Source organism: Polaromonas sp., assembly GCF_029945895.1.
Classification (GTDB): Bacteria; Pseudomonadota; Gammaproteobacteria; order Burkholderiales; family Burkholderiaceae_C; genus Polaromonas.
In genome coordinates this window covers 66,321-84,812 of record NZ_JAQSDL010000084.1, presented here as the reverse complement: position 1 = coordinate 84,812, position 18,492 = coordinate 66,321, and the positions used below count along the sequence as shown (strand labels likewise).

Here is an 18,492-nt window from a genome sequence, read left to right as displayed (position 1 = left end):
GCTGGCCATTGGCGGACCTGTCAACGAAGGCCTGCATGGTCGGCTGCAGGCTGCGCTCAAGGCTATAGTGCAGCCATGAAAAAGGCAACATGGATCGTGGTCTTGATGGTGGTGGCGGCGGGTGCGTACCTGAGTGGGTGGCCGGTACCGATAGAGCCCGTGAGCTGGAACGCAAACACGCCCCCTGGCTACACCGGAACGCACGCGGTCAACACCCGACTGGCGGGGCTGCAAATGATTTCGCTGGGTGCGGAAGAAGGGCCCGAGCATGTGGTGATCGCCAGGGACGGCAAGCTGTACGCCACCGTCGCCAGCGGCAACATCCTGCGCATGAATCCCGACGGCAGTGCGCAGGAGGTGTTCGCCAACACCGGCGGCAGGGTGCTGGGTTTTGATTTTGACGCCGCAGGCCAGCTGATAGCGGCCGATGCGGTCAAGGGCCTGCTGTCCATCAGTCCGGACAGAAAAATCACGCTGCTGACCGACCGGGTCGGGGCAGACCCGATCCGTTATGCGGACGCGGTCGTTGTGGCCGGCAACGGGAAAATGTATGTCAGCGATGCCTCCACACGTTTTTCGCCGGCCGCGTGGGGCGGCACCTTTGAAGCCAGTGTGCTGGACATTCTCGAGCAGTCCTCGACGGGGCGAATCCTGGAATACGACCCGGCGACCCGGGCCACCCGGGTGCTTGCCCAGGGCCTGAGTTTTGCCAATGGTGTGGCCTTGAGCCAGGACGGCCGGTTCCTGTTCGTCAACGAAACCGGCAAGTACCGTGTGTGGAAAATTTCCGTGGACGCCAGCCAGCTGGACGTGGCGCAACCGAATCCGCAAGCCAGTGTGCTGCTGGACAACCTGCCCGGTTACCCCGACAACCTCATGCGCGGCCTGGACGGCAGAATCTGGCTGGGCCTGGCCAAGCCCAGAAACCCGACGGTCGACAAACTCGCGGACCATCCTTTTCTACGCAAGCTCACCCTGCGGCTGCCGCGCGCGATGTGGCCCATTCCGTCCTCGTACGGGCATGTCTTGGCATTCACCGAAGACGGAAAAATCGTCGCCGACCTGCAGGACCCCAGCGGGGCTTACCCGGAAACCACCGGCGTCACGGAAACAGCTGACAGGCTTTACATCCAGAGCCTGCACGCCAAAGGCCTGGGCTGGCTGGCGAAGTAAACCAGCCGGTACGGCGACGACCCACCCAGGGTCAAGCCGCAACCACGGGGTGTTCAAGCCTGGACTGTGTATTTCCGCACCCCCTGTTCCGGGGATGGCGCAATCAGATGCCTGCCTCTAAGCTCCCCTTCTGTGTTGGCCCCGCAGGGAGATGGCCAACTTTCCGGATAACTCTCTGGGGAGAGAAAATGAAACATCGGTATTTGCTGGCCATATTGCTGGCCTTCTTTGCGGCGGGCGCGTCAGCGGCCGGCAACCCCGGCCGGAGCGCCATGGACTGTGTTTCCGCATCGCGCGACAGACAGGACATTGTTTTCAGGAACAGCTGCAACTACAAGGTTTTTGTGGTCTGGTGTGGCGAGCAGAAGTACACCAAAAAGAGGTGCGGTGACGGGCCCGCGGGAAACAGTTTTTATACCCACTCCAACAACATTGAAGCGGGAGCCAGCACGCGCGCCAGCGGCATCCAGGACTATCGCTATGCGGCCTGTGAGGGCAGCATCGGTTTTGGAAAGTCTGAAATCAAGGACTCACCCGACGGAAGTTTTCAGTGTATTGGCGCTGGCTCGGGCAAGCAGGCCTCGACCACGAAAGCTGAGCCGGCGCTACCGTCCAGCGTTGCCCCTCAAAGACCGGCGGCGCAGTCCACGCCGGTGGGCGTCTGGCAGGTGGTCACGGAAGCTGGCGAACGCGCAAGGCTGACCATTCAGGGCGAGGGCGCGGCGAGTTATGCGGACAAGTATCCTGCGCGCTGGAGCCGACAGGGCAACAGGGTTACCGTCATTGTGTATGCCAATGACGGTGCAATGCAGTCCAACCGGAGTGCAATGACCTATGAACTCGAGATGACCGGCAGCACCATGACGGGCACCAAGCTTGCGACGCGCATCAACAACCAGGACTTTCCAGCGCTTGCGCTCACGCTTTCGAGACTCGATTAGTTTTTTCGCACCTCGCCTTGCTGCGCGTCAATCATTGCCTGGCCGGCACGGACGCCGAGGGCAGCATCACCGACCGGCGCCGACCAGTCCATAGTGCCTTGGCTGGCGCTGGCAATCCGCAAGACCTTCTCCTCCAGATGCAGCGAACCATTGTCGGCCGTGGGATGAAGGCATACGTGTTACGTCACCGATCGGGACTGGTGAGCGGCTTATCGCCGCGCCGACACCACAATCCCGCCCACAATCAGCGCGAACGCCAGCCCGTGGTACAGGTGCGGCAACTCGCCCAGGAACGCGGCCGACATCAGGGCTGCAAACAGCGGCGTGAGGTTGGCGAAGAAGCCCGCCACTGCGGGACCGGCGCGCTGCACGCCCACGCCCCAGCAGCGGTAGGCCAGGATGGCCGGGCCGAGTGCGACATAGAGCAGCGCGGCGATCAGGGGCCAGCCCCACTGGATGTGGGCATCGGTCAGCGCCCATTCGCTGGCCGCGAACAGGCCGGACCAGCCCAGCCCGAAAATCATCTGCGCCATCAGGAAGGCCGCCCAGTCGTTGCGGATCTCCGGCGGCTCCGCGGGTTTGGCCAGCAGCCAGCTGTAAAACGCCCAGGCCATGGTGGCCAGCAGCACATACAGGTCGCCGGGGACCAGCCGGACCTGGGTCAGCAGGGACCACTGGCCGCGTGACAGGACCACCAGCACGCCGGCGATGGACAGCAGTGCCCCCATGATCTGCCGCCGCGACACCTTCTGGGAAAAACACAGCCAGCCTATGCCCAGCATCCACACCGGCGTGCTGGCCGCGACCAGCGTCACATTGAGCGGGGTCGATGTCTGCAGAGCCAGGTATTGCAGCGCGTTGTAGGCGCCCACCCCCAGCAGACCCAGCAGCGCAAAACGCCGCCAGTGGGCCCACAGGCCGCTGCGGCGGCGCAGCACCCAGCTGGCCAGCGGCAGCAGGATGACAAACGCCAGCGCCCAGCGCAGGAAGTTCAGCGTGATGGGCGGCACCAGCTGGTTGACCAGCCGCCCGACCACAGCATTGCCGGCCCAGAGCAGCGGCGGGATGATCAGGAGCAGGGCAGTGCGAGGAGTCAGGCCGGGCGTCATGCGGCGACTGTACCCAGCACGCGGCGCGATTGCTGAAGAAAGCCTGAACACCCGCCCGGTGCCCGGGTCCGCTGCGGCTGCGGCGAGCAGATCACGTTGATTCGTGGCAGGATGCAGGCCGCTTTCTTCTTTTTGCAGCCCTTCCATCGCATTCCAAGGAACCCCCATGGCCCAGACCACCTCGCTCGCCGTCCAGATTGACCGGAACGGCGGTCCCGAAGAACTCAAGCTGGTGCAGGTGACTGTCGGCGAACCCGGCCCCGGCGAGATCCGCATCCGTCACAAGGCGGTGGGCCTGAACTACATCGACGTCTACCAGCGCGCCGGCCTGTACAAGCTGCCGATGCCGCTGCAGCTGGGCATGGAGGCCTCGGGCGTGGTCGAGGCCGTCGGCGAGGGTGTCACGCACCTGAAGGCCGGTGACCGCGCGGCGTATGCGAGCCAGCCCCCCGGCAGCTACTGCGAGTTGCGCGTGATGCCGGCCAAGTGTGTCTGCAAGCTGCCCGACGACATTTCCTTCGAGACCGGCGCAGCCATGATGCTCAAGGGCCTGACGGTGCAGTACCTGCTGAACCGCACCCAGCCGCAAGGCGGCTTGCAGGCTGGCGATTTTGTGCTGTTTCACGCCGCGGCCGGCGGTGTCGGCCTGATCGCCTGCCAGTGGGCCCGGGCCATGGGTCTGCAACTCATAGGCACGGCCGGTTCGGACGACAAGTGCGCGCTGGCCAAGGCGCAAGGCGCGGCCTTTGTCATCAACTACGCGAAAGAGGATTTTGTCGCCCGCGTCAAGGAGATCACCGGCGGCCAGGGCGTGAAGGTGGTGTACGACTCGGTCGGCAAGGACACCTTCCTCAAGTCGCTCGACTGCCTGCGCCCGTTTGGCCTGCTGGCCAATTTCGGCAACGCCTCGGGCAAGGTCGAGCCGCTGGAAATCGGCCTGCTGGCCGCCAAGGGCTCGCTGTATGTGTCGCGCCCCACCTTGTTCACCCACATCGCCACGCGCGAAAGCACGCAGGACATGGCCGACCAGCTGTTTGCCATGGTCAGCAGCGGGAAGGTGAATATTCCGATTGACCAGCGTTTCCCGCTGGCCGAGGTGCAGCAGGCGCACATCTCGCTGGAAGCGCGCAAGACCACCGGCTGCACCATCCTCACGCTGTAGGCAGCGGCAAAGCTGTGTAAAGCTGCGGCTGCGGTTCAACGCCAGGCCTGGTCCCGGCGTTAAATGGGGCTTCAGGAGTGACCATGCCCACAGCCACCACGCTCAACCGACTGCTTGCAGGAATGCTGGCAGCATTGGCCAGCCTCGGCAGCCCCGCGCTGCGGGCGCAGACCGACGCCGGCGCGCCTTCCGCCAACACGGCGGCCGCCTGGCGTGCCACCTCGCGGCTCGGGTATGCGCCCACACCCGCATTGGCGCAGGCAGCCCAGGCCGGCCCCCGTGCCTGGGCGCTGCAGCAGGTTGACGTCGCCTACGCTGCCAGCCAGCGGCCGCCCCGGCTGCCGGCCGAGCTGGCGCGCATCAATGCACCGCTGAACGACATCGTCCGCGAATTCCATGAAGAACGCGAAGCCCGCAAAACCCTGCGCGAGCAGGCCAGGCCGGACGCTGCCGGGCGAACCCCATTGCCCGGCGCGGGCGGTGCGGAGGTGTTTAGCCGCGAGATGGCCCAGAGTGCCGCAGCCTGGCGGTTGGTGGCCTGCAGTAACCCGGCTGTCGAGGACCCCCTGCTGGCCCGAATGACCGAGTTCTGGTTCAACCATCTCAACGTGTTTGTCGGCAAGGGCACGGTGCGGCCTTTTGTCGGGCACTACGTCGTCAACGTGATCCGGCCCCACGCGCTCGGGCGTTTTGAAGACCTGCTGCTGGCCAGCGCGCAGCACCCGGCCATGCTGCTTTACCTGGACCAGGCGCAGAGCAACAGCCGCGGACTCAACGAAAACTACGCCCGTGAACTCATGGAGCTGCACACCCTGGGTGTGAACAGCGGGTACACCCAGGCCGACGTGCGCGAGCTGGCCCGCATCCTGACCGGCTGGACCGTGAATATTCGGGGCGGTGAGGGTTTTCGTTTTGTCGAGCGCCTGCACGACCACGGTGACAAGACCTTGCTGGGCCGTTCCTACGCCGCGCAGGGGATGGCCGAAGGCGAGGAGGCCATCCGGTTTCTGGCGCGCCAGCCGGCCACGGCGCGAAGAATTGCGACGCGCCTGGCCAGCTTTTTTGTGGCCGACCAGCCGCCGCCGGCGCTGGTGGACCGCCTGAGCAAGACCTTTCTGGCCACGCAAGGCGACATCCGCGCCGTGATGCGCACGCTTGTGTCGGCGCCGGAGTTCTGGGCAGCCGGGAACCAGCTCTTCAAGACGCCGCTGGACTATGCCTGCTCGGCGCTGACCGTTGCCGGCGGCGTGAAGGACCGGCGCGACCTGATGCAGACCCTGGGTTTTCTGACGCAGGCCGGCCAGCCCATGCATGGCTGGCAAACCCCGGACGGCTACAAGACCGATGCCGCCACCTGGCTGGCGCCCGAGGCCCTGACCCGGCGCGCGGATTATGCGTTGGGCCTGGCGCAGCGCATGGCAGAACCCGGCTACCTGAACGTGTTTCTGGGCGGCCCGACACGCGAGCGTATTGGCCGCGAGGCCGCGCCGCTGCGCACCGGCCTGTTGCTGGCCAGCCCCGATTTCATGCGCAAATAACACCGCGCCGAGGAGTTTTCATGCATCCAGATCTGTTCTTCCTGCAACGACGCCGCCTGCTTCAGGCGGGCGCACTGTCAGCACTGCCCCTGGGCGCGGGCGCCTGGGCGCAGGCACTGGCGCCGGGGACCACCTCGCTCGACGGCGGCCGCCTGGTGGTGGTCTTGCTGCGCGGCGCCTACGATGGTCTGTCGGCGCTGGTGCCTTATGCCGATAGCGACTACTACGCCGTGCGGCCGAATATCGCGATTGCCGCACCGGATGGCAGTACGCAAACCGCCTTGCGGCTGGACAACACCTTTGCGCTGCATCCGGCGCTGGCGCCCCTGTTGCCGCTGTGGCAGCAGGGTGTGCTGGGTTTTGTTCCGGCGGCCGGCCTGCCTGCACCAAACCGATCGCACTTCGACGCGCAGTACCAGATGGAAATTGCACAGCCCGGGCGCACCAGCAGTGCGCCGGGCTGGCTCAACCAGGTGGCCGGCCTGCGTGCCGGCGCCAAAGGCCCCGCAGCGGCACTGGGCGTGGGCGAGGCCAACCCGGCGATTCTCGGCGGGCCGGCGTCGGTCAAGCTGATCCCGCGCGGGCAGGCCGCCGAACGCACCGGTGTGCTGGCCAACGACAAAACGCGCCAGGCCCTGCTGGACCTCTATGCCGGTGACGACAACATCAGCCGGGCCTTCCGCCAGGGGGCGGGCAGCCGCATGCAGAGCGCGCAGGAATTGAGCAGCGAAAAAGCCGCTGCCGACGTCCGCCGCAACGCCATGGGTCAGGCTGGCATGCCCATGGCGGACCGCCAGCTGGACCGCGACGGCACCCCAGCTGGTGCCCAGGCCCAGTCCGCGCAAATGCTGGCGGCGAGCAACGGCGCACCGGACCCGGTGGGCCTGCAGCTCGATGCCCAACACCTGGGCACGCTGATGCGAAACGACCGCAGCCTTCGCCTGGGTTTCCTGTCGGCCGGCGGCTGGGACACCCACGCCAACCAGGGCGCGGTCACCGGCCTGCTGGCCAACAACCTCGGCAACCTGGCGCGCGGTGTGGCGCAGCTGCGTCGGGACTTCTCCGAACCGGGCGACGTGATCGTGGTCATGAGCGAGTTCGGCCGCACCACGGCGGAAAACGGCACCCGCGGCACCGACCACGGTTTCGGCAATGCGATGTGGCTGATCGGCAACCGTGTGAGCGGCGGCCGCTGGCACGGCCAGTGGACGGGCCTGGCGCGGGGCAACCTCAACGAAGGCCGCGACCTGCCGGCCCACCACGACTACCGTGCCGTGCTGGCCCAGGTGCTGCGCCGCACTTTTGCGCTGGGTGATGCGGCACTGGCCACGGCGCTGCCGGGCGCGCGCTGGGACAGCCGGCTCGATGGCCTGATGGCAAAAACCTGAGCCACCCGGCGTTGGCCCCGGTGCCAGTGCGACAGCTGTCACGGGCTTGCGTTGTAATACGGGCCATGAAATTGCCCACACCGGATCCGGACTACCTGCGCACCCTGCACGCCGCCGCCACGCAGCCTCCTTTGCGGCCGCGCGTGCCGCTGTGGGCGGGCGAGGTAGTGATCGGCTCGGTCGAGCCCGAGTTTTTAAGCAAAATCGTGCTCCAGCCCTTACCGGACGGGCGCGAGAAGCTATTAAAAGAGGAGCGATTCGGAGAGCCTGGCTGGCACCTCCAGGGAGAGCTGAGCGCCGGACTCCACCAGATCGCCGCAGCCTTGCACCAGCTGGGTCTGGCAGGTGCCTGGCGCGACGAACAACTGGCCGTGGCCGACGCGCAGGGGCAGGTGCTGGGCACGGTGGAAAGGGCGGCGGTGCGGCCGCTGGGCATCGTCACGCGGGCCGTGCATCTGGTCGGGCAGACGAGCGACGGACGCTTCTGGGTGCAGCAGCGCGCCCTCGACAAACCCAACGATCCCGGCCTCTGGGACACCCTGATGGGTGGCATGGTGTCTGCCGAAGACACACTGGACAGCGCGCTGGCGCGCGAGACCTGGGAAGAGGCCGGCCTGCATCTGGCCGATCTCCAGGCGCTGCGTTACGGCGGGCGCATCCACACCTGCCGTCCTGCCCGCGATGGCGGCGGTGCCGGTTATCTGCAGGAATATCTGGACTGGTACCACTGCACCGTGCCGGATGGTGTCACGCCGGTGAACCAGGACGGCGAGGTCGCGTGTTTCGCGCTGATGGACGGCTACGAGCTGCTGCAGAAGATGCGCGACGGTGAGTTCACGCTCGAGGCAGCCCTGATCCAGGCCGCGCTGCTGGCATAACACGTCAGCAGCGCGGGAGCTTTAAATTCAGCAGGGGCCGCGGATCTGGCTTCGCCAGTCCGCAGGCGCAGCGCCCCCTCGGGGGGCAGCGACCCGCGCAGCGGCGGAGCGGCGGAGCGTGGGGGCCTTAACTCCTTCCGATTTCGGGCCACCGGTGATGCAGGTAAAGCCAGGCCAGCAGGCCGATACCCATCATCAGCAGCGACGTTGCCGCCAGTGCCACGGTGGAATGCATGATCAGCGGCGCGATCACGCCGGCCACCAGGCCGTTGGCGGTGGAGCCGATAAAGGCCTGCAGCGACGACGCCATGCCGCGCCGCTCGGGGTAGAGGTCCAGCACCAGCAGCGTTACCACCGGCACCATCAGGGCCCAGCCGAAGGCGAACACGGCAATCGGGAACAGCGCCCAGGAAACGTGCGCCTTGAACAGCAGGTTGGCCGCCAGGTTGAGCACCGCAATCACCAGCATGATGACAAAGCCGTGGCGGATCTGCTGCTTGGGCGCGACCCTGCCCGCCATGCGGCCGCTGACCCATGCGCCGGCCATGATGCCGGAAATGGTCAGGACAAAAAACCAGAAAAATTCGGTGGGCGCCAGCCCCAGGTGCGAGCCCAGGAACTCGGGCGCCGCCAGCACGTAGAGAAACATGCCGTTGAAGGGCACCCCACTCGCCAGCGCCAGCAGCAGGAAGCGCGCGCTCGAACCCAGCTGCCAGTAGCCGCGCATCAGGTGTTTCACATTGAAGGGCTGGCGCTGTGAGACATGCAGTGTCTCGGGCAGCAGGCGGTAGTTGGCGCTCCACAGCAGCACGCCGACGCCGGTGAGAAACCAGAAGATCGCGTGCCAGTTCAGGTGCACAAACAGCCAGCCACCGATGATGGGCGCTATCGCCGGTGCCACGCCAAAATAAATTGTCACCTGGCTCATCATCTTCTGGGCCTGCGCGGGCGGGAACATGTCCCGGATCACGGCACGCGAGACCACAATGCCGGCGCCCGTGGACAGGCCCTGCAGCGCCCGGAAAAACACCAGCTGTTCAATGCTTTGCGACAGCGCGCAACCGGCCGAGGCGAGGGTGAACATCGCAATGCCCCACAGCACCACGGGGCGGCGGCCGAAGCTGTCGGCCAGCGCGCCATGAAAGAGGTTCATGAAGGCAAAACCGAACAGGTAGGCCGACAGCGTCTGCTGCATCTCGACCGGCGTCGCGCCCAGCGAATGCGCAATGCCCGAGAACGCCGGGATGTAGGTGTCGATGGAAAACGGCCCGAGCATGCCCAGCAGCGCCAGCAGCGCGGCCAGTGCCCAGCGCGGGGCGCGCCAGAGCTGTTGGGCGTCGGGATTCATCGCAACATGTTCCCGCGGTCAGCGGGAGACGGAATCACTGAAGGCGCTCTGGCGCAGACGGTTGGGCACCAGCGCACCGGCGGAGTCGAGGATGGGGTAGGCGATGGAGCAGATGTGCGAGTTGATGCGTTTGAGGTCGCTGATCAAATCGATGTGCAGTGAACTGGTTTCCATGCTCTGCATGGTGCGCTCGGACAGGCGGCCCAGATGGGTGGTGGCGTAGGCGCGCTCCAGGTCGCGGAAACGCGCTTTTTCTTCGAGCAGCTTTTTCGCGTCGCGCACACTGCCGTTGAGGAAGACGCTCATGCCCAGGCGCAGATTGTCGAGCAGGCGCTGGTGCAACTCGCAGATCTCGGCCATGCCGGCTTCCGAGAAGTTGCGGCCTGGCTTGATCTTCTTGTCCTCGATGTCGATCAGTACGCGTTCGATGATGTCGCCGATCTGCTCCATGTTGATGGTGAAGCTGATGATGTCGGTCCAGCGCCGGCTTTCCTCCTCGCCCAGGGCCTCGCGCGAAATCTTGGTCAGGTAGTACTTGATGGCCGAATACAGCTCGTCCACCGTGTCGTCCATCTTGCGCAGGTCTTCGGCCAGCCGCAGGTCGTTGCGGCGCATGACTTCCAGCATGCCGATCAGCATGCTTTCCACCACGTCAGCCTGGTGCAGCGCTTCGCGGGCGGCGCACGAGATGGCCAGAGACGGGGTCGTCAGCGCCGACGGGTCCAGATGGTGCGGGCGGCCGCCGGCCGCGGCACCTTTGACCGGGCGCGGCAGGAGTTTCTCGACCCAGCGTGCCACCACCTGCGTCGAGGTGATGAACACCAGCCCGACCAGCACGTTGAACATCAGGTGAAACAGGACGACCGTGGTGGCGGCCTCACCGAGGAGGGGGCGCACATGGCGCAGCCACAGGCCGACAAGGGGGGCGGCGGCAGCGACGCCGAGCAGCTTGAAAAGAAAGTTGCCCAGAGGCACCTGCCGCACTTCGATGGCCGAGCGGGCCGTGGTCAGCACCGCCAGCAGGCCGCTGCCGAGGTTGGCGCCCAGCACCAGCCCGAGCGCCACGTCCAGCGGAATCACGCCTGAGGCCGCCAGCGTGGCCGTCAGCAGCACGATGGCCAGGCTGGAGTAGGACACCACCGCCAGCACCGCACCGACCGTGATCTCCAGCAGCATGTCGCTGCTGAGCGTGCCCAGCAGGGCCTTGACGGCCGTGTTCGAGGTCAGCACTGCGGTCGAGTCGGTCACCAGGCGCAGCGCCAGCAGCATCAGCCCCAGGCCGATCAGGATGCGGCCGAAGCGCCCGACATTGGTGGTCTGGCGCGAGATGAACAGCACCACTCCGGTAAAGATGAACAGCGGCGAAAGCCAGGACAAGTCAAACGAGAACACCACGGCCATCAGGCTGGTGCCGATGTCGGCGCCCAGCATCACGGCCAGGGCCAGCGGCAGTGCAATCATCCCCTGGCCGACAAAGGAGGACACGATCAGTGAGGTGGCGGTGCTGGACTGCACCAGCGCGGTCACGCCGATGCCCGACAGGGCGGCGGTGAACCGGTTGCCGATGCTGTGGGATAACACATGGCGTAAGTTGGCCCCGAACACCCGCAGGATGCCGGTGCGAACCAGATGGGTACCCCAGACCAGCAGCGCTATGGCGGCCAGCAGATTCAACAGATGCTTCATAAACTGGGAATCACTATAACCTCCGCGCGCTGGCCGGGAGGCATTCTTCGAAGCCTCAGGAGGCGATGCGGGGAAGCACGATGGCAATCTCCTGCAAGCCGGGGCCGCGGAACCGGCTTGGCCGGGCCGCAGGCGCAGCGCCCCCTCGGGGCTGGCGCCTGCAGCTCCTAACCTGCTTGAGCCGGTTTGGACAGGCGTCAGAAGCGAAGCCTCTGGCGAGCGGCGGCCTGCAAGGTGCCGCGACCCGCGGAGCGGCGCAGCGTGGGGGGCTAACTTCTCTTCACGCGCAGCAATTCGTCCAGCACCAGGCAGATGGCGCCGACGGTGATGGCGCTGTCGGCCACGTTGAACGCGGGGAAGTGCCAGCCGGCGTAGTGGAAGTCCAGAAAGTCAACCACGTAGCCGTGCAAGGTGCGGTCAATCACGTTGCCGACGGCGCCGCCCAGAATGCAGGCCAGTGCAAAGGAGAACAGCTTTTGCCCCGCGTGCGACTTGAGCATCCACAGGATGAACAGCGCCGCAGCGATACCGATGGCGGTGAAGAACCAGCGTTGCCAGCCCGACGCGGAAGCCAGGAAGGAAAACGCGGCACCGGTGTTGTGCACCCGCACCACGTTGAAAAAAGAGGTGACATAGGTCGCGTCCCCAAGCTGGTAATAGCCCAGGATCAGCACCTTGGTGAGCTGGTCGGCAATCAGGAGGATCAACGCCAGGCCCAGCCAGGGCAGCAGGCTGGGGGAGGTGGTTCCGAAGGTGGTTTTGGTCATCAGGCGTACTTCCTTTCTTCCCCTGCACCGAACAGGTTGCTGGTGCAGCGGCCGCAGATCGTCGGGTGCGCGGCGTCGTGGCCCACGTCCTCGCGGTAATGCCAGCAGCGCTCACATTTGACGGCAGAACTGGCTTCAGTCCTTATGGATTGTGCGTCTCCAGCTATTAAATCAATAGCGGAAGTGATGAAGACGAACTTCAGATCCTCGCCAAGGCTGGCCAGCAGGGCGTGGTCGTCGGCGGTGACCTCCAGGCTCACTCTGGCCTGCAGCGATGAGCCGACCTTGCCGTCGGTACGCAGCGCCTCGATGTCCTTGTTGACCGCATCACGCAATTCGCGGATGCGTGTCCATTTGGCCAGCAGGGCCTCATCGGGCGCGGCCAGGTCGGCATAGGTTTCCATGAAGATGGACTCCGAACTGCCGAACACCTGCCAGGCTTCTTCGGCCGTGAAGCTCAAGAACGGCGCCATCCAGCGCAGCATGGCGTGGGTGATCTGGTGCAAGGCCGTCTGCGCGCTGCGTCGGGCCAGCGACTTCGGTGCGGTGGTGTACAGCCTGTCTTTCAGGATGTCCAGGTAGAAGGAGCCCAGGTTTTCGCTGCAGTAGATCTGCAGCCTGGAGACCACCGGGTGGAACTCGTAGACCTCGTAGTGCGCCAGGATGTCGGCCTGCAGCTGGGCTGCGCGGCTCAGCGCGTAACGGTCGATCTCCAGCATCTGCTCCAGCGGCACGGTGTCCTGGTTCGGGTCGAAGTCGCTGACATTGGCCAGCAGAAAACGCAGCGTGTTGCGGATGCGGCGGTAGGCGTCCACCACACGGGCCAGGATCTTGTCGTCGATCGCCAGGTCGCCCGAGTAGTCGGTGGATGCGCACCACAGGCGGATGATTTCGGCACCCAGCTTGCCCGAGATCTCCTGCGGCGCGACGACGTTGCCTTCGCTCTTGCTCATCTTGCGGCCCTTGCCGTCCACCGTGAAGCCGTGCGTCAGCAGGCCCTTGTAGGGCGCGTGGTCGTACATCGCGCACGAGGTGAGCAGCGAGGAGTGGAACCAGCCGCGGTGCTGGTCGTGGCCTTCGAGATACAGGTCGGCCGGCCAGGCCGACTGTTCGGCATGGCTGCGCTTGAGCACGTGAAAATGGGTGGTGCCCGAGTCAAACCAGACGTCGAGGATGTCGGTGCTCTTGATGTAGTTGGGGGCCCCATGTTCACCGTCGGCGCCGATGATGGACTCGGCGCTGGCCTTGCTCCAGGCCTCGATGCCACCGGCCTCCACCATGGCGGCGGCCTGGTCCATGATCTCCATGGTGCGCGGGTGCAATTCACCGGTGGCGGTATGGACAAAAAACGGCAAGGGCACGCCCCAGTTGCGCTGGCGGCTGATGCACCAGTCGGGCCGGCCGGCAATCATGTCGTGCAGGCGGGCCCTGCCATTTTCCGGGTAGAAGCTGGTTTCCTCGATCGCGGCCAGTGCCAGCTGGCGCAGGGTGCGCGGCGCCTTGTCCTGGGTGAACACGCCTTCGCCCTCGTCCATGCGGATGAACCATTGGGCGGCGGCGCGGTAGATCACCGGCGTCTTGTGACGCCAGCAGTGCGGGTAGCTGTGCACGATGTCATGCGTGGCAAACAGGCGGCCGGCGTCGCGCAGGGCCTCGATCACCATCGGTGCGGCTTTCCAGATGTTCAGGCCGCCGAACAACGGTAGCTCGTCAACGTAACGGCCGTTGCCCTGCACCGGGTTCAGGATGTCGTCGTAGGCAATGCCGTTGGCCACGCAGGAGTTGAAGTCTTCCACGCCGTAGGCGGGCGAGGAGTGCACGATACCGGTGCCGTCGTCGGCGGTCGCGTAGTCGGCCAGGAAGACCGGGCTCAGGCGCCGATAGCCGTGGTTTCCGTTGCTGTCTTTCACGTCGTACAGCGGATGTCTGAAATTGATCAGCGCCAGGTGTTTGCCGGCCGTGGTGGCCAGCACCGTGCCGGTCAACTGGTAACGCTCCAGGCACTTGTCCACCAGCGAGGCGGCCAGCAGCAGGATGCCGCGTTCGGTATCGACCAGCGCGTAGTCCAGATCGGGGTTCAGGTTCAGCGCCTGGTTGGCCGGAATGGTCCACGCGGTGGTGGTCCAGATCACGGCGAAGGCGTCCTTGGTCAGGCTCTTCAGGCCGAAGGCGGCGGCCAGCCTGTCCGGCTGGTCGCACGGGAAGCCGACGTCCAGGGTCTGCGATTTTTTGTCGGCGTATTCGATCTCGAACTCGGCCAGCGAGGAGCCGCAGTCAAAACACCAGTAGACAGGCTTGAGGCCGCGGTAGACAAAACCGCGTTCCATGATGCGTTTGAGCGCGCGGATCTCGTCGGCTTCGTTGCCGGGGTTCATGGTCAGGTAGGGGTTGGCCCATTCACCGAGCACGCCCAGGCGCTTGAAGTCTTCTTTCTGCTGCGCGATCTGCCCGGTGGCAAAAGCACGGCTCTTGGCCTGCACGTCGTCTCTTGAAAGATTTCGGCCATGGAGTTTTTCGATGGCGTTTTCGATCGGCAGGCCGTGGCAGTCCCAGCCCGGCACATACACGGCGTCCAGCCCCTTGAGCTGGCGCGCCTTGACGATCATGTCCTTGAGGATCTTGTTGGCTGCGTGGCCGATGTGGATCTGGCCGTTGGCATACGGCGGGCCGTCATGCAGCACAAACTTCGGTTTGCCGGCGCGCACGTCGCGCAGCTTCTTGTAGATGCCCTTGTCGTCCCACGCCTTGACCCAGCCGGCTTCGCGTTTGGGCAGGTCGCCGCGCATGGGGAAAGGTGTGTCGGGCAGGTTCAGGGTGCTGCGGTAATCGGTCTTGTTGTCGGACATGGGATGCTCTTGTTGAAGCGGCCTGATGAGGCCAAGCCGCCGGAAATACGGGTCGGGAAGAAAGCCGGTCGCCCGGAGGAAGGGGCGGGGCCAGGAGCGACGAGATCGTCTAAATTCGGTCGCGCGTGGTCTGGCGGCTGGTTTCCGTGTGCATGGACGCTGAAAATGACTTTGCGGCCTCGGCAAAAAATGCCCGCGCATCATCGCAGTCTCTGGTGATGCCCGCCTTGAGGCTGTTCAGACCGTCGTATTTCAGTTCGTCGTGCAGTTTGTGTAGCAGTTCCACCCGAATGATTTTACCGTATGCCTCCTCCGGCCCCAAGCCGGCCGGCCAGGCCAGGCAATGGGTCTCCAGCAACACGCGTCCGCCGTTCACGTCGGCGGGGTCCAGCGAGGGCCGGATGCCCAGGTTGGCCACACCGGGCACGGGCTGGTCCGTCAGGCCAAACACCTGCACCGCAAAAATTCCGCTGGCTGCCGGTTTCCAGTGGGAAAAGCGCAGGTTCAGGGTGCGAAACCCGAGCTCGCGCCCGAGCTTGCGGCCGTGCACCACATGACCGGAAATGCTGTATGGCCGGCCCAGCAGGCTGGCCACGCGGCTCATCTGGCCCTGGCCCAGGGCTTCCCGCACGGCTGAACTGGAGACCCGGGTGTTACTCACTTCATAACTGTTCATGCGGGCCACGTCAAAACCCAGTTGCTCGCCGGCTGCGTCCAGCATGGCGTAGTCGCCCGCGCGTTTGGCACCAAAGCGGAAGTCGTCACCCACCAGCACATAACGCACGCCCAGGCCTTTGACCAGCACGTCTTCGATGAAGGCTTCGGCCGGTTGGGACGCCAGCCGCGCATTGAAGGGCAGCACCACACACTGGTCGATGCCGCAACGCGCCAGCTCGGTCAGCTTGTCGCGCAGGGTGGCGATGCGCGCCGGCGCCAGTTCGGGCTTGCGCGTCACAGCCGCGAAGTAGTCGCGCGGATGGGGCTCAAAACTCATCACGCAGCTGGGCACGCCGCGGTGCTGAGCCTCGTTTTTCAGCAGTGCCAGCATGGCCTGGTGGCCGCGGTGCACGCCGTCGAAGTTGCCGATCGTCAGCGCGCACTGCGCCGCCAGCTGGGGGTGGAGGTAGCCGCGGAAAACTTTCATCGTTTTATTATCGTTTTAATAGCACTTGGCGCCGGTCCCATGCGGCCCGGGCGCCTTGAAAGGGCTTGTGACCAGGCTTTGTCACAAATTCCCTGTATATTGAGGGCTCAAGCAGTTTAAGTCCGGTTTCCATGTGGTTTTTGACTAATGGAGGTTCGTTTGAAGGTCTTGAAGCTCTCAGCCCAGGGGTTGCCACAATCGTGGATCAGCCTCGAACAAGCCGTGCTGCACTATGCCTCGGATGAAGTGCGCTGGGAGATGGGTGCGCAGGTGGCCACGTTTCATGGCGGCCACAACGCCATCACCGGCAACCAGTCCATCATCAACGTCAACAGCATCATCGGCACCAAGGGCGTGCCCAACATCAACCCCTTCGACCTCAAGCCCGGGCTGACCAACAGCAAGCTGTTCGCCCGTGACCGCAACGTGTGCGCCTACTGCGGCGACCATTTCCATGAAGAAGACCTGACCCGCGAGCACATCATCCCGTTCGCGCAGAACGGCATCGACACCTGGATGAATGTGGTCACTGCCTGCCGCGCCTGCAACCACCGCAAGAGCAGCCGCACCCCCGAGCAGGCACACATGCCGTTGCTCTACACACCGTATGTTCCCAGCCTCTGGGAAGACTTCATTCTGCGCAACCGCCGCATCCTGGCGGACCAGATGGAGTTTCTGATGGCGCATGTGCCGAGGACGTCGCGGCTGCTGGTGTGAGCTGGACGGCTTCTGCTGCAAAATTTGCTGAGTGCAGATATCCGCGAACGGATGGGCAAGTTTCATCCGGCTTGAGACCCTGCCCGCCTTTGTTTCGGGAGCTATCCAGCTAACTTTCAATGCAGCTTTTTACACGTCATTCGCCGGACACTTTCTTGCCGCTAGCCTGCACAGCAAGCCCCGGGGCTTGGCCTTCCTTGCTTCGGATATCAGACAGGCCGGTGTAGCTAACGTACGGCGAGAAATTGCCCCCAGTCCTTTGGGGGCTTGCGTGAGCAGCTATTAAAGTGATAGCGAACCCTGTTCACACAATAGGCGAGGGTGACCTTGCCACCGAGCGGACTTCGACACGCTCAGCCCCATTGCCGAGCGGTGATTTCAGAAACTCAGTAGGTCAGCTCCAGCACCACCAGGTGCCCCTCCGCCATGGGCCAGGTCCGGCCGGTGATTTTTTCGCCGTTGAACTCCGCCGCAATCGGCCGGACACCTTCCTGGCTCAGGTTGATCTTGGAACTCGACACGCCTGCGCCCGCGGGCGGCACGCCAGGCAGCGCTTTGCCGTCGAAGGACATCTTGTCGCGCGCGGCGTCGAAGTAGCCGCGCGGCCGGGTGAGGGTGACGCTGGACTTGGCGCTCTTGTCGGCCTCGGCGGATCGGTCTGCGCGCATGTGTATCAGTTGGCTGGAGCGTGCAAACGGGCTGCGGTAGATGTGGGTGGTCGCATACCCTGGCGCGCTGATGACAAATTCATAAGGCGTGCCGGGCTGGGCGGTGAAGGGGCCCCAGAGGCCGTCGGCGCCAACCGTTTTGCTGTGCACCGCGTTGCCCACGCGTGCGCCGGTGGCCGGGTCGGTGGCGTAGACCGTGAGTTGCGCGCCGGGCAGCGGCAGGTTGTTCGAATAGTTGCCCGACGCCGGGTCGGTCGGGCGCAGGCCCATGCCGGTGATCTTGCCGTTCAGCACCACCGGTGTTTCACTCTGGATCGCTGAAGACTGGGGCGCCCGGCCGGTGATGAAGCGGTAGGTCGCCTCAAACGCAGCAGGAGAAAAAGAAGTCTCGCGGTGGTCCACACGCGGCAGCACGGTGTTGGTCGCACCCTTGAGCGCCGGGCCCTCGAAGCTGACGTTGGTGGGTGTGCCTTTGGCGCCTATCCACAGGCCGTCTGGCTGGGCGAATTTATCGTTGTTGTCAGAGCGCAGGGTCAGCCACTTGACCGGGCCGCTGACTTCGTCGCCGGCGGCATTCTTGGGCGCATTGAGCCCTGTCAGGAAAGGCCCGGTGCCGGAAAACTCGTTGGCTTCGCGGAAGCCTTTCGTCGCCCAGACGCCGTGATTCGGTGTGCCGCCCAGGATGGCGTGGCTCACGCGCGCGGCGCCGCCGCCGTTGTAGATGTAGTTGCGGATGGCGTTGCCGCCGCGCGAGTTGCCGACCAGCACCACCTGGCGGGCGCCCGTGGCCTGCAGCACTTTGTCGACTTCCGCCTTCAGGTAGGCCATGTGTTCCGCGGTCGAGGTGCGTCCCGGCTGGGCCTTGCCGTCATCGTCGCGCGCCAGCGGGTAGGGCAGATCGATGGCGTGCAGGCGTTCGCGCGGCCAGCCGTTGGACTCAAAACGCCAGACCGTGCTTTGCCAGATCGAGGCACTGTCGCCGTTGCCGTGCACAAAAACAATCGGTGGCTGCGATTCAAGGCTGGGCGCTGTGGCACAGGCCGCCAGCAGCAGGCTGCTGGCGAGGATGGCAAATAGGCTGCGGCGTGAGGTCATGGTTGTCTCCCGATGAAAAAAGCCCGCGAGGG

General features: G+C 64.9%; 14 protein-coding genes. 7 read left to right on the top strand and 7 right to left on the bottom strand.

The annotated features are described in order from the left end of the window. Positions 1 to 75 precede the first annotated feature (75 nt). Both PSV33_RS11040 and PSV33_RS11035 read left to right on the top strand, forming a co-directional pair. Positions 76 to 1,173, top strand: coding sequence for an SMP-30/gluconolactonase/LRE family protein (locus tag PSV33_RS11040; RefSeq protein WP_300561606.1), 1,098 nt, complete (start codon positions 76 to 78; stop codon positions 1,171 to 1,173). Between the two features lie 107 nt (positions 1,174 to 1,280). Further along, on the top strand, positions 1,281 to 2,114 hold the full coding sequence (locus PSV33_RS11035) for a hypothetical protein (RefSeq protein ID WP_300561603.1): 834 nt from the start codon (positions 1,281 to 1,283) through the stop codon (positions 2,112 to 2,114). 209 nt (positions 2,115 to 2,323) lie between these two features. Here the strand turns inward: PSV33_RS11035 and PSV33_RS11030 are convergent, their stop codons facing one another. Continuing rightward, positions 2,324 to 3,223: a DMT family transporter gene (locus PSV33_RS11030; protein ID WP_300561601.1), complete on the bottom strand. Its 900-nt coding sequence runs from the start codon at positions 3,221 to 3,223 to the stop codon at positions 2,324 to 2,326. A gap of 166 nt (positions 3,224 to 3,389) precedes the next feature. On the opposite strand from PSV33_RS11030, the gene PSV33_RS11025 reads away from it, so the two are divergent. The 4 genes from PSV33_RS11025 to PSV33_RS11010 all read left to right on the top strand — a co-directional run bounded on the left by PSV33_RS11025 (position 3,390) and on the right by PSV33_RS11010 (position 8,189). After that, complete coding sequence (locus PSV33_RS11025) at positions 3,390 to 4,385, top strand: quinone oxidoreductase (RefSeq protein WP_300561598.1); 996 nt, start codon at positions 3,390 to 3,392, stop codon at positions 4,383 to 4,385. Positions 4,386 to 4,468: 83 nt separating this feature from the next. Beyond that, a complete protein-coding gene (locus tag PSV33_RS11020) occupies positions 4,469 to 5,923 on the top strand; it encodes a DUF1800 domain-containing protein (RefSeq protein WP_300561595.1) in 1,455 nt (484 codons plus the stop codon). Between the two features lie 20 nt (positions 5,924 to 5,943). Next, positions 5,944 to 7,311: a DUF1501 domain-containing protein gene (locus tag PSV33_RS11015; protein ID WP_300561592.1), complete on the top strand. Its 1,368-nt coding sequence runs from the start codon at positions 5,944 to 5,946 to the stop codon at positions 7,309 to 7,311. Positions 7,312 to 7,376: 65 nt separating this feature from the next. Then, entirely contained in the window at positions 7,377 to 8,189 is an 813-nt protein-coding gene (locus tag PSV33_RS11010) for an NUDIX domain-containing protein (RefSeq protein ID WP_300561590.1), read from the top strand. Positions 8,190 to 8,316: 127 nt separating this feature from the next. Here the strand turns inward: PSV33_RS11010 and PSV33_RS11005 are convergent, their stop codons facing one another. The 5 genes from PSV33_RS11005 to PSV33_RS10985 all read right to left on the bottom strand — a co-directional run bounded on the left by PSV33_RS11005 (position 8,317) and on the right by PSV33_RS10985 (position 15,980). Next, positions 8,317 to 9,537, bottom strand: coding sequence for a multidrug effflux MFS transporter (locus PSV33_RS11005; RefSeq protein WP_300561588.1), 1,221 nt, complete (start codon positions 9,535 to 9,537; stop codon positions 8,317 to 8,319). Positions 9,538 to 9,555: 18 nt separating this feature from the next. Further along, positions 9,556 to 11,223 (bottom strand): Na/Pi cotransporter family protein, encoded by a 1,668-nt coding sequence (locus PSV33_RS11000; RefSeq protein WP_300561586.1) that lies wholly within the window; start codon positions 11,221 to 11,223, stop codon positions 9,556 to 9,558. 269 nt (positions 11,224 to 11,492) lie between these two features. Then, positions 11,493 to 11,990, bottom strand: coding sequence for a signal peptidase II (lspA, locus tag PSV33_RS10995; RefSeq protein ID WP_300561583.1), 498 nt, complete (start codon positions 11,988 to 11,990; stop codon positions 11,493 to 11,495). Next, entirely contained in the window at positions 11,990 to 14,836 is a 2,847-nt protein-coding gene (gene ileS / locus PSV33_RS10990) for an isoleucine--tRNA ligase (protein WP_300561581.1), read from the bottom strand. Before ileS ends, lspA begins: the two co-directional genes overlap by 1 nt. A gap of 109 nt (positions 14,837 to 14,945) precedes the next feature. Continuing rightward, entirely contained in the window at positions 14,946 to 15,980 is a 1,035-nt protein-coding gene (locus PSV33_RS10985) for a bifunctional riboflavin kinase/FAD synthetase (protein WP_300561578.1), read from the bottom strand. 159 nt (positions 15,981 to 16,139) lie between these two features. Here PSV33_RS10985 and PSV33_RS10980 point away from each other — a divergent pair, with 159 nt between their 5' ends. Further along, entirely contained in the window at positions 16,140 to 16,697 is a 558-nt protein-coding gene (locus tag PSV33_RS10980; protein ID WP_300511629.1) for an HNH endonuclease, read from the top strand. 386 nt (positions 16,698 to 17,083) lie between these two features. Here the strand turns inward: PSV33_RS10980 and PSV33_RS10975 are convergent, their stop codons facing one another. Next, positions 17,084 to 18,460: an alpha/beta fold hydrolase gene (locus PSV33_RS10975; RefSeq protein ID WP_300561576.1), complete on the bottom strand. Its 1,377-nt coding sequence runs from the start codon at positions 18,458 to 18,460 to the stop codon at positions 17,084 to 17,086. Between the last annotated feature and the right edge of the window lie 32 nt (positions 18,461 to 18,492).

What these genes read in the sequence shown, in the direction of transcription:
- PSV33_RS11040 (WP_300561606.1), top strand. Translation starts at nt 76, where the DNA reads ATGAAAAAGGCAACATGGATCGTGGTCTTGATGGTGGTGGCGGCGGGT.
- PSV33_RS11035 (WP_300561603.1), top strand. Translation starts at nt 1,281, where the DNA reads ATGCCTGCCTCTAAGCTCCCCTTCTGTGTTGGCCCCGCAGGGAGATGG.
- PSV33_RS11030 (WP_300561601.1), bottom strand. Translation starts at nt 3,223, where the DNA reads ATGACGCCCGGCCTGACTCCTCGCACTGCCCTGCTCCTGATCATCCCG.
- PSV33_RS11025 (WP_300561598.1), top strand. Translation starts at nt 3,390, where the DNA reads ATGGCCCAGACCACCTCGCTCGCCGTCCAGATTGACCGGAACGGCGGT.
- PSV33_RS11020 (WP_300561595.1), top strand. Translation starts at nt 4,469, where the DNA reads ATGCCCACAGCCACCACGCTCAACCGACTGCTTGCAGGAATGCTGGCA.
- PSV33_RS11015 (WP_300561592.1), top strand. Translation starts at nt 5,944, where the DNA reads ATGCATCCAGATCTGTTCTTCCTGCAACGACGCCGCCTGCTTCAGGCG.
- PSV33_RS11010 (WP_300561590.1), top strand. Translation starts at nt 7,377, where the DNA reads ATGAAATTGCCCACACCGGATCCGGACTACCTGCGCACCCTGCACGCC.
- PSV33_RS11005 (WP_300561588.1), bottom strand. Translation starts at nt 9,537, where the DNA reads ATGAATCCCGACGCCCAACAGCTCTGGCGCGCCCCGCGCTGGGCACTG.
- PSV33_RS11000 (WP_300561586.1), bottom strand. Translation starts at nt 11,223, where the DNA reads ATGAAGCATCTGTTGAATCTGCTGGCCGCCATAGCGCTGCTGGTCTGG.
- lspA (WP_300561583.1), bottom strand. Translation starts at nt 11,990, where the DNA reads ATGACCAAAACCACCTTCGGAACCACCTCCCCCAGCCTGCTGCCCTGG.
- ileS (WP_300561581.1), bottom strand. Translation starts at nt 14,836, where the DNA reads ATGTCCGACAACAAGACCGATTACCGCAGCACCCTGAACCTGCCCGAC.
- PSV33_RS10985 (WP_300561578.1), bottom strand. Translation starts at nt 15,980, where the DNA reads ATGAAAGTTTTCCGCGGCTACCTCCACCCCCAGCTGGCGGCGCAGTGC.
- PSV33_RS10975 (WP_300561576.1), bottom strand. Translation starts at nt 18,460, where the DNA reads ATGACCTCACGCCGCAGCCTATTTGCCATCCTCGCCAGCAGCCTGCTG.